Origin of the sequence: Synechococcus sp. OH20 (assembly GCF_047502685.1) — a bacterium.
Classification (GTDB): Bacteria; Cyanobacteriota; Cyanobacteriia; order Thermostichales; family Thermostichaceae; genus Thermostichus.
On sequence record NZ_JANSIQ010000054.1, the window covers coordinates 101,169 to 110,909 of the forward strand.

The 9,741-nt window shown below is 58.4% G+C and carries 9 protein-coding genes; 3 read left to right on the forward strand and 6 right to left on the reverse strand.

The features are described 5' to 3' along the window. Position 1: 1 nt before the first annotated feature. The 6 genes from yqeK to NW826_RS11800 form a co-directional block, all read right to left on the reverse strand. The gene (yqeK, locus tag NW826_RS11775; RefSeq protein ID WP_414510218.1) at positions 2-652 is read right to left on the reverse strand and encodes a bis(5'-nucleosyl)-tetraphosphatase (symmetrical) YqeK; all 651 of its coding nucleotides are present in this window, start codon (positions 650-652) and stop codon (positions 2-4) included. Further along, positions 645-2,456 carry a translation elongation factor 4 gene (lepA, locus tag NW826_RS11780; RefSeq protein WP_414335038.1) on the reverse strand — a complete coding sequence of 604 codons (1,812 nt, stop codon included), beginning with the start codon at positions 2,454-2,456 and terminating at the stop codon, positions 645-647. The genes yqeK and lepA overlap by 8 nt, the downstream gene beginning before the upstream one ends. A 578-nt stretch (positions 2,457-3,034) precedes the next feature. Beyond that, the gene (locus tag NW826_RS11785) at positions 3,035-3,559 is read right to left on the reverse strand and encodes an NYN domain-containing protein (RefSeq protein WP_414335037.1); all 525 of its coding nucleotides are present in this window, start codon (positions 3,557-3,559) and stop codon (positions 3,035-3,037) included. Between the two features lie 149 nt (positions 3,560-3,708). After that, entirely contained in the window at positions 3,709-4,695 is a 987-nt protein-coding gene (gene glyQ, locus NW826_RS11790; RefSeq protein ID WP_414510219.1) for a glycine--tRNA ligase subunit alpha, read from the reverse strand. 45 nt (positions 4,696-4,740) lie between these two features. After that, positions 4,741-5,508, reverse strand: a complete 768-nt coding sequence (locus NW826_RS11795; RefSeq protein ID WP_414335035.1) for a peptidase — start codon at positions 5,506-5,508, stop codon at positions 4,741-4,743. Between the two features lie 45 nt (positions 5,509-5,553). Next, positions 5,554-6,978 (reverse strand): DUF697 domain-containing protein, encoded by a 1,425-nt coding sequence (locus NW826_RS11800; protein WP_414510220.1) that lies wholly within the window; start codon positions 6,976-6,978, stop codon positions 5,554-5,556. A gap of 189 nt (positions 6,979-7,167) precedes the next feature. On the opposite strand from NW826_RS11800, the gene NW826_RS11805 reads away from it, so the two are divergent. From NW826_RS11805 to NW826_RS11815, 3 genes are read left to right on the forward strand one after another with little or no spacing between them, the layout of a single operon-like run. Next, the gene (locus NW826_RS11805) at positions 7,168-7,452 is read left to right on the forward strand and encodes a DUF427 domain-containing protein (protein ID WP_414335033.1); all 285 of its coding nucleotides are present in this window, start codon (positions 7,168-7,170) and stop codon (positions 7,450-7,452) included. Positions 7,453-7,498: 46 nt separating this feature from the next. After that, on the forward strand, positions 7,499-8,092 hold the full coding sequence (locus NW826_RS11810; protein ID WP_414347668.1) for a TolB family protein: 594 nt from the start codon (positions 7,499-7,501) through the stop codon (positions 8,090-8,092). Positions 8,093-8,140: 48 nt separating this feature from the next. Continuing rightward, entirely contained in the window at positions 8,141-9,325 is a 1,185-nt protein-coding gene (locus NW826_RS11815) for an LL-diaminopimelate aminotransferase (RefSeq protein ID WP_414510221.1), read from the forward strand. Positions 9,326-9,741 lie beyond the last annotated feature (416 nt).

Consider the following 9,741-nt stretch of genomic DNA (forward strand, 5'->3'; position numbering starts at 1 on the left):
ACTAAAACCCTCCCGAAACGACTGAGTTGCCTTGGAACATAACCTCCTCTAAATCCTTTCTATCTAAAGGATGCAACAGAAAATGATTCCGAGTCATGAGGGTGCGCGGATGAATCACCTGATTCCGATCTAGCAAAAATTTTAGGCTCAAGTCACAGACTCCCACCACGGTTTTAGACAAATCTACAAAAGCCATCTGCCGCAACCGCTCCAATTCTGGGCTGCTGCCCCGATTCGGCTCCAGAGCATCGGCTACAAAAACCACACAACTCAGCGGATCCATGCCGGGCCGCCCCAGGGTGTGGTTGGCAATGGCCGCCAAAATCTCTGCATCCTGTACCTGAAACTGCTCCCGTGCCAGCAGGGATCCCACCTCGGCGTGGAGAATGTGGGGTTCGGCCCGCTCGATCTCGTCCAGCTCCCGTTCCTGAGCCACCCTTTGCAACAGTTGCTCCGGCGGGAAGGACTTGGCCAGGTCGTGCATCAACCCTGCCCAAGCAGCTTTTTGCTCGTCCAGCCCATAGTGGGCCGCCAGTTGCCGGGCCATTGCCTCTACCCCCAAGATATGGCGAAGGCGAGGGGGCGGCACCTGACGCTGTAGCCAGGCCAACACCTCCTCCCGCTGCAGTTGAGCGCCGCTCACCCTAGTCATTTTGCAACTTCAGCACCGCCATAAATGCTTCTTGGGGCACATCCACCGTTCCCACTGCCTTCATGCGTTTTTTCCCCTCTTTTTGCTTTTCCAAAAGCTTGCGTTTGCGGGTCACATCTCCTCCGTAGCACTTGGCCAAGACATTTTTGCGCAGGGCCGGTATGGTTTCACGAGCAATCACTTTGGAGCCGATCGCCGCCTGAATGGGCACTTCAAATTGATGGCGGGGGATCAGCTCCCGCAACTTGGCAACCAGGGAACGGCCTACATAAAAAGCTTTGTCCCGATGCACAATAGTGGATAAAGAATCCACCACCTCGCCGTTAATCAAAATGTCCAAGCGCACCAGATCATCCGCACGATAACCCACCATTTGGTAGTCCATGCTGGCGTAGCCACGGGTGCGCGATTTCAATTGATCGAAAAAGTCGGTGACCACTTCTGCCAGCGGTAGCTCATATACAAGCGTAGTTCGACCCTGCGCCAGATATTTCATGTCCTTAAAGGTGCCGCGTTTGGTCTCGCACAGCTCCATCACGGTACCGACAAATTCCTCAGGAAGAATCACCTCTACCCTCACAATCGGCTCCTCAATGCTGGTGCGCTCGTTGGGGGAAGGCAGCTTGCTGGGATTGTCTACCCGAATCACAGAGCCGTTGTTGAGGGTAACTTGGTACACCACCGTCGGAGCTGTAATCACCAAATCGAGGTTGTACTCCCGTTCTAGGCGCTCCTGAACCACCTCCATGTGCAGCAGGCCCAGAAAACCACAGCGGAAGCCAAAGCCCATGGCAGGGGAAACTTCCGGCTCAAAGTAGAGAGCAGCATCGTTGAGCTTGAGTTTTTCCAGAGCTTCTTTGAGTTCGGCGTATTGATCGGAGCTGCTGGGGAAGAGGCCACAAAACACCATCGGCTTGGCTTCTTTGTAGCCGGGCAGAGGTTCAGAGGCCTTGCGATGGACAAGCGTAATGGTATCCCCAACACGGGCGTGTTCCACGCTCTTGATGGCAGCGGCCACGTAGCCCACCTCGCCCGCATGCAGGGCCTCGACCGGCTCTTGATGGGGGCGCATCACCCCCAGCTCGGTAATCTCGTATTCTCGGCCAGAGGCCATGAAGCAAATCTTGTCTCCCGTCTTCACCTCCCCATCCATGATGCGCACATAGACGATCACACCGCGGTAGGAGTCGTAGTAGCTATCGAAAATCAAAGCCCGCAAGGGATCCGCCACCGTATCCCGTGGCGGGGGCACCCGCTGCACAATAGCCTCTAGGATCTCTTGGATGCCGATGCCCATTTTGGCAGAAGCCAGGATCGCCCCGCTGCAATCGAGGCCGATCACCTGTTCAATTTCGGCGATGACCCGCTCCGGCTCCGCCCCCGGCAGGTCAATTTTGTTGATCACCGGGATGATCTCTAGGTTGTTCTCTAGGGCCAGATAGACGTTGGCCAGGGTCTGCGCTTCCACACCTTGAGAGGCATCCACCACCAGCAGCGCCCCTTCGCAGGCTGCCAGGGAGCGGGAGACTTCGTAGGTAAAGTCCACATGCCCCGGCGTGTCGATGAGGTTGAGCACATAGTTCTGGCCGTCTTGGGCGCGGTAGTTCATGCGGGCCGCCTGCAGCTTGATGGTGATGCCCCGTTCCCGCTCCAGTTCCATGTTGTCCAACAGTTGCGGCTTCATCTCGCGAGCTGAAACGGTGCCGGTTTCTTGCAAGAGCCGGTCGGCCAGGGTGGATTTGCCGTGGTCGATGTGGGCGATGATGGAAAAGTTGCGAATGCGGGAGACGGGAACGTCGGTCATAAGAACCTGTCAGGGCAAAGATTTTTTACAATGCTAGCCTCTTTGGCCCTCTGCCCAGGCCAAGGTTGTCCAGAAGTTAACCGGCAAGGAGGAAGATAGAGTCGTTTCAAACAAGACGAAGACACTTTGCCGCCGACCCGCCCTCACCCCCGGCCCCTCTCCCATCCCAAGCGCTCCGCGCCGCTCACGCGACCACCCCCGGCCCCTCTCCCGGCCCTCACCCCCGGCCCCTCTCCCGGCCCTCACCCCCGGCCCCTCTCCCAGAGGGAGAGGGGAGTTAGAGCGACAGCATTGCGTAGTAATAACGAGGTGGAGAAGTGTTTCATTGCTATTTGATAATGACTATAACAACCCTTCTGACGGTTGCCAGAGCAACTTAAAGCGGCTGGGACAGCTTTTCCCGGCAACGCCGACTATGGTCGATGTAACGGATGGGGCGCTCGCGTGGCAGCAATCTTACTCAGCAGACTTCCCCTCAAGGCGGAGAAACCAGAAGGAACTCAGATGAGTTGTGGCAACTCCGCCAGGGAGCTGTGGGGCTGGCTCGACAGCAGAGGGATCGGCCCAAAATCTCGGCCTTACTTGTCTAGCTTCTCGATGTAGGGGCGAATGTCGTTGAGGTCGATGTAGCGGTCGGTGGCGTTGCGCAGCTCGCGAGCGATCATCCCTTCGGTGGAGACGACCGTAATCAGAGTGTTTTTGGAGCGCAACAGCTCGACGGCCCGCTCAAAATCGCCATCGCCGCTAAACAAAACGATCCTGTCGTATTGCCCAACGGTGTTGAACATATCGATCACAATTTCAATATCCAGATTTGCTTTTTGGGAGTATCGACCGGAGTCTTCGTCTCGATACTCTTTGAGGATCTTGGTGCGTACGGTGAAGCCCAAGCTGATCAGAGCATCTCGAAAAGCCCTTTGATCGTTGGGATCCTTGATGCCGGTGTACCAAAATGCGTTGACTAGCTCGACATTGGGCTGTGACCTAACAAAATAATCCAAGACTCGGCGCGGGTCGAAAAACCAGCCATTTTTTTGTTGGGCATAAAACATATTGTTCCCATCGATAAAGATGGAAACCCGCGTGACGGGATGGCGAAACATAAAGATTTTTCCGGGAATATAAGGTGGACTGGTCAGGAAAAGAGGGCGAAAACGAGAGTGTCGATTATCCTAAGGTAAGGGGTGGCTATGGCAGGCCAGCGCCTGCTGATACCAATCTCTCATCATAGCGAAAACAGGGATCTTTTTCCCTAGCTATTAGCCCAGGCGCCTTTGGAGATCAGGGTGGGTTCCGGCTGCCCTAGGGCATAGCTGGAGCCGGGTCGATCCGCTTGGCTGACATATAGCTCCGCCAATTGTCGGGCCAGGTTGCGGATGCGCCCAATGTAGAGGGTGCGCTCGGCTACGGCAATGACGCCGCGGGCATCGAGCAGGTTAAAGGTGTGGGAGCACTTGAGCACATAGTCGTAGGCGGGCAGGAGCAGAGACACAGCCAACCGATCCGGCAACAGTTGTTTCTGCAGCTTCTGGTGTGTGGTTTCGATCAAGCGCTTAGCCTCGGCTTCGTAGAGGCGGAACAATTCCAGCAGCATTTCAGGGTCGGAATACTCGAAGTTGTAGTAGGACTGCTCCACCTCGTTTTGGAAATAGATTTGTCCATAGGTAATCCGGCCCAGGGAAGGGTGCTCATTCCAGCAGAGATCGAAAACCGAATCTACCCCCTGCAGGTACATGGCCAGGCGCTCTAGCCCATAGGTAATTTCTACAGAAACCGGGCGACAATCCTGCCCGCCCACCTGTTGAAAGTAGGTGAACTGGGTAACTTCCATGCCGTCCAGCCACACTTCCCAGCCCACACCCCAAGCCCCCAAGGTGGGAGATTCCCAATCATCTTCCACAAAGCGAATGTCGTGCTCTGCCGGGTTGATGCCCAGAGCTTGTAGGCTATCTAGGTACACATCTTGGATGTTGTCGGGGGAGGGTTTGATCAGCACTTGGTATTGAAAATAATGCTGCAGGCGGTTGGGGTTTTGGCCGTAGCGCCCATCGGTGGGGCGGCGACAAGGTTCGACATAGGCCACCCGCCAGGGATCTGGCCCCAGGGCGCGCAAAAACGTGTGGGGGCTCATGGTGCCGGCGCCTTTTTCCAGGTCGTAGGGTTGCAGGATGAGGCAGCCTTGTTCCCCCCAAAACTGCTGCAGGCGAAAGATCAAGTCCTGAAAGGTGTGGGCTGACATGACAAGGGCTGGGCAAAGCTACCCTATCCTACCAATCTCCCCCGCTCAGTCGATCAGCTCTTCTTCTCGATCGGCTGAATCTGAGTAGTCCCACTCGATGGGGGGCATTTGGTCGAAGGCTTGTTTGAGGGCGCTCTCCCAGAGCTTGCGCATCTTGGCCAGGTAGGGATCCCCGGTGCGCAGGCGCAGGCGGTGGGTAACTTTGAACTGATTGGCCGGCACCATCACCAGGTCGATGGGGGGGCCGACGGAGATGTTGGACTTCATGGTGGAGTCGATGGAGAGGAGAGCGCATTTGGCCGCATCCTGCAGCGAGGTTTCGTAGGAGAGGGTGCGATCCAGGATGGGCTTGCCGTATTTGGTTTCCCCCACTTGCAAAAAAGGCGTTTCTGGGGTGGCTTGAATGCAATTGCCCTGGCTGTAGATCAAAAAAAGGGCCGGCTCCTCGCCGCGGATTTGTCCTCCCAGCAACAGGCTGCACTGGGCGTCGATGCCGTCTTTTTCCAACCAGGGTCGGTCTTGCTCTTGGATGTAACGAATTTTGGATCCCAGGTAGCGGGCCACGTCGTAGAGATGGGGAAACGTGTGAAGATTCGCACTTTCCTGCTGTCGCAGATCCCGCTGCACTTCCGTTAAAACGCTCTGGGTAATAGACAGGTTGCCAGAGGTGCAAATTAAGATTACCCGTTCTTCGGGCAAGGAAAAATCGAACAGCTTCTGGTAGGTGGAGACATAGTCCACCCCGGCGTTGGTGCGGGAATCTGCTGCCATCACCAAGCCAAAACGGGTGAGGATGCCAAGGCAGTAGGTCATGGGAACGATTGGCTCGGCCTTCTGATTGTAGAGGGTTGTAGAGGGTCAGGAGAGAGCGAATCCAATTTTGTGGCGGATTTCCTCCCGCAGGCGGGCGGTGATCGAGGCTTCGTCCAAATCGGCCAAAATCTGGGCTATGGCGGCTTTGGGCCCCTCCGGCCCCCAACTGGCTCCCTGGGCCAGGTAGCGACGGGCCGCCTCCCCGATGGCGTAGCAGGAAAACCCGGCCAACACCGCCTGGGTCAGGGCCACCGAACCGTAGGCCCCCAGAGAGAGTCCCCCAGCAAAGGGCAGGGATCCCCCCAGCAAGGTTTTCAGGGATCCCAGGCCCAACAGCGCCACCCATTCTCCTGCCCCCAGGCTGAGCATGCTGAGGACGATCTTCTGCAGCAGTTGGGCGGCTCCCGCGCTGCTCATGGGCCAGCCATACAGGCGGGACAGGCGCAGGATCAGGATGACATCCAGAGCCAGCCCTCCCAGAGTATCCAGCAGGGTAATGGGGTTGAGGGCAACCGCCAGCGCTTTGGTGCGGGCAGCGGCGGCGATGAGATCTTGGGCCTGCTGGGCGCGGCTTTGCAGCTTGCGCTCGATCACCTGTTGGTTGACGCGATCGGCAAACAGGAGGGCATTCAAGGCCAGCAGTGAGCGCCCCTCCCGATGCAGGACTTCCAGGATTTTCAGGCGCAGCTCGTCCACCTGCGGGGATCCCACTTCCAGTTGGGCGCCGAAGCTCCCGTCCGGCCTTTGCACCAGGCGAGGCACGCGCGGGGAGGCCGCCACCATGACAATTTCGTTGGGGGAAAGGAGCTGCCGTACCCGTTCGTTGCGGATCTTGTCGTAAATGGCCTGGCGATCCGCCTCTGGGTACTGGTCGATCTTGTTGAAGACCAGCAGCATGGGCTTGCCCGCCTCCCGCAGGGCCGCCAGGGCCTCAAACTCCACCCGCGTCAGATCCCCACAGACGACAAACAGGATCAGATCCGACCGCTGCGCCACCTCTTGGGCCAGCCGCGCCCGCTCCTCGCCGTCCACCTCATCGAGGCCAGGGGTGTCGATCAGCTCCAGACGGGATCCCTGCCAGTGGGTAACCTGTACCGATTGAATGGCTGGCGGGGGAAGTTGGGATCCCCGGGCCGGGGCGGCTGGGACCTTGGGGCGGGTTTCCCAACTGATGTTCCAAACGGCAGCTCGATGGGTACGGGTGACGCCGTGGGTTGGCCCCGTCTCGAACACCGGCTCGCCCAACAGGGCATTGAGCAGGGAGGACTTGCCCCGCCCCACCAGGCCAAAGGCGGCGATGTGGATCACCTCAGTCTCCAGCTTGTCCAGCAGCGTTTGCAGATCCTCTAACTCCCCTTCTAGGCCCGCGATCTCTTGGGGGTGCAGATCCAGTTGGGCCACCCACTGGCGCAGGCTGCGCTTGGCTTGCTGGTAGTTGAGGTCATCTTCTAGGGTGTTGCGGCGAGCCATGGCCGTAGCGCTCAATAGCAGTGGAGAATAGCCCAGCAGGGGCGGGTGTCAACCCTCAACGACAACGATCAACGACAGGCAGAAAAGCTAATCTCAAAGAAAGGCAGTTGGCCTTGCCGAGATCTGCAACTTCAAAAATAACGTTAAAACTAACGTTGAGAACCGAGAGTTCGCGACAGGAGGTTTTTCATGCCCAGGGCCATCTGGAACGGGGTGGTGGTGGCGGAGACCGACCGCTACGAAACCGTGGAAGGCAACATCTATTTTCCGCCGGAATCTTTGCGGCGGGAATACTTTCAGCCCAGCCCCACCCACACCACCTGCCCTTGGAAGGGGCAAGCCAGCTACTACACCCTCGTGGTCAACGGCCAGGAGAACAAAGACGCCGCCTGGTACTACCCCGATCCCAAGCCGGCTGCAGCCAACATCCGCGGCTACGTGGCCTTCTGGAAGGGCGTCAAGGTAGAACCCTAGCCGTTTGCCGGCTGGGTATGATGGAAAGAATCGGAGAGGCAAGGCAATGCTGACCAAGGGCCGGATCCCGTTCAGGCTGACCTGCTGGGCAAAAAAATTGTGTTGGGCCGGATTGAGCCTGGTGCTGTTGGGCTGCAGCCCGGCAGGCTTGCGCACGCCGCGCCCCACCCTGGCCGGCAGCGGCCTCAACAGTATCTTCCCCGATGGGGAGCCTGCTTTCAGTGGCGATGGTCGCTACCTGGTGTTTTCCTCTGCCCGCAGCGGCAGCCAGGATATTTTTCTCTACGACACGGTGGAACAGCGGCTGGTGGACTTGCCCGGTCTGAATTCCAGCGATGTGGCTGCCACCTCGCCCGACATCAGCGCCGACGGTCGCTACATCGTCTATGTCTCCAATGCGCTGGGCAAGTCAGAGATCTTTCTCTACGACCGGCAAACCCGCCGCGTCGAAAACATCAGCAGCCGGGTGCCGGGGGATGTGCGCAACCCCACCATCAGCGGCGATGGCCGCTTTATCGCCTTTGAAAGCAACGGTCGCGGCCAGTGGCACATCGAGATCTTTGACCGCGGCCCGGCGGCGGCCACACGGCCCTCTGCCCCCAGCTCCTCCACTGCCGGCAACAATCCCAACAATCCCTAAAGAGATCCCGCTGTTTGGATGACGCCCTAGCCACTCTGGATCTGCCCCATGCCCACTGCCTTTGCCCAACGACTGGAGCCGCTGCACTCTAATGTCTTCGACCAGCTAGACCAGGCCAAGTGGGAGGCGCGTCGGTCGGGCTTGGATGTCATCGACCTTTCTTTGGGCTCCTCAGATCTGCCCCCGCCTCCGGAAGCGCTGGCAGCCATTCAATCCGCTTTGTCGGATCCCGCCACCTACGGCTACACTCTGTTTCACGACACCGCCGATTTCCGCGCCGCCTGCGCCAAGTGGTACCTGAGGAAGTTCGGCCTGGGGATCGACCCAGAAACCGAGGTGCTGCCGCTGATCGGATCCCAGCAGGGAACGGCCCTTCTACCGCTGGCCTTGCTCAATCCCGGGGATATTGCTTTGGTCACCGACCCCGGCTACCCCTCCCACGTGGGCGGGATCCATCTGGCGGGAGGGATCCCTTACTATTTGCCCCTGCGGGCGAAAAACCGCTTCCTGCCCCAGTGGGACGAGATCCCGGTGGAGGTCTGTCGTCGGGCGCGGCTGTTGGTGCTGAGCTATCCCCACAACCCCACCACCGCCACCGTCACCCCAGAGTTTTGGCAGGAAGCGCTGCAATTTTGTCGGCAGCACGATATCTTCCTGGCCCATGACTTTCCCTATGTGGACTGGCGTTTCGACGGCCAGGTGGCTCCCTCGGCGCTGCTGGCGGATCCAGACAAGACCCGCACCATCGAGTTCTTTTCCCTCTCTAAGTCCTATCACATGGGGGGGTTCCGGGTGGCCTATGCCATCGGCAGCCGCGAGCTGATCCGAGCTTTGCGCCTGGTGAAGTCCACCATCGACTTCCACCCCTACCAGGGCATTCTGCGGGGGGCAGCGGCGGCCTTGGCGGCTCCCGATAGCTTCTTGGATCACTGGCGGCAGGTGTACCTCCAGCGGCGGGATATCGCGGTGGCAGCCTTGCACCGCATCGGCTGGCCCGTGCCCCTGCCGGAGGCCACCATGTACCTGTGGGCGCCTTTGCCGGAGTCCTACCGTGGTTCCTCAGCCCAGTTTTGTCTGGACTTGGTGAGGGCTACCGGCGTTGCCCTGTCGCCGGGCTCTGGCTTTGGCCCCAGTGGCGAAGGCTATGTCCGCTTTGCCCTGGTGGCGGAGGGATCCCGGCTGGAGGAAGCAATAGGTCGGATTGGGGAGTTTTTGTCCCAGTGCATGTCTTAAGCTTGAAATGCCCTCACCCCTAACCCCTCTCCCTCTGGGAGAGGGAAGTTAGAGCAGCGCGTTCGCAACAGCGTTACGTAGCAACAACAATGTGACGAACCGTCTCATTGCTATTTGAAATGACCGTAAAATAACAGCCGCAGCTTTTTCGAGTTTCATCTGAATGCGCGGGATACCCCACTCGGGTGGGAAAGGATAGCGCCCAATATACTTAGTATGACCCAAGTTCTGACTATCTCTTGCAAGCTCAAGGTATCTGCGTCGCAAGCCACAAAGTTGAATGCGACCAGGGCCTACGGCCCGCTGGCGCGAACAGAGGGGGACAACTGGAATGGACAGCAGTTGAACCAGGTAAGAGACCACTACAGCCTGTTAATTTAAAATAGGGTACAGGTTTCAAGAGGAAGGAGAGAAGG

Coding starts and splice junctions, on each gene's coding strand:
- yqeK (WP_414510218.1), bottom strand. CDS start 652: ATGACTAGGGTGAGCGGCGCTCAACTGCAGCGGGAGGAGGTGTTGGCC.
- lepA (WP_414335038.1), bottom strand. CDS start 2,456: ATGACCGACGTTCCCGTCTCCCGCATTCGCAACTTTTCCATCATCGCC.
- NW826_RS11785 (WP_414335037.1), bottom strand. CDS start 3,559: ATGTTTCGCCATCCCGTCACGCGGGTTTCCATCTTTATCGATGGGAAC.
- glyQ (WP_414510219.1), bottom strand. CDS start 4,695: ATGTCAGCCCACACCTTTCAGGACTTGATCTTTCGCCTGCAGCAGTTT.
- NW826_RS11795 (WP_414335035.1), bottom strand. CDS start 5,508: ATGACCTACTGCCTTGGCATCCTCACCCGTTTTGGCTTGGTGATGGCA.
- NW826_RS11800 (WP_414510220.1), bottom strand. CDS start 6,978: ATGGCTCGCCGCAACACCCTAGAAGATGACCTCAACTACCAGCAAGCC.
- NW826_RS11805 (WP_414335033.1), top strand. CDS start 7,168: ATGCCCAGGGCCATCTGGAACGGGGTGGTGGTGGCGGAGACCGACCGC.
- NW826_RS11810 (WP_414347668.1), top strand. CDS start 7,499: ATGCTGACCAAGGGCCGGATCCCGTTCAGGCTGACCTGCTGGGCAAAA.
- NW826_RS11815 (WP_414510221.1), top strand. CDS start 8,141: ATGCCCACTGCCTTTGCCCAACGACTGGAGCCGCTGCACTCTAATGTC.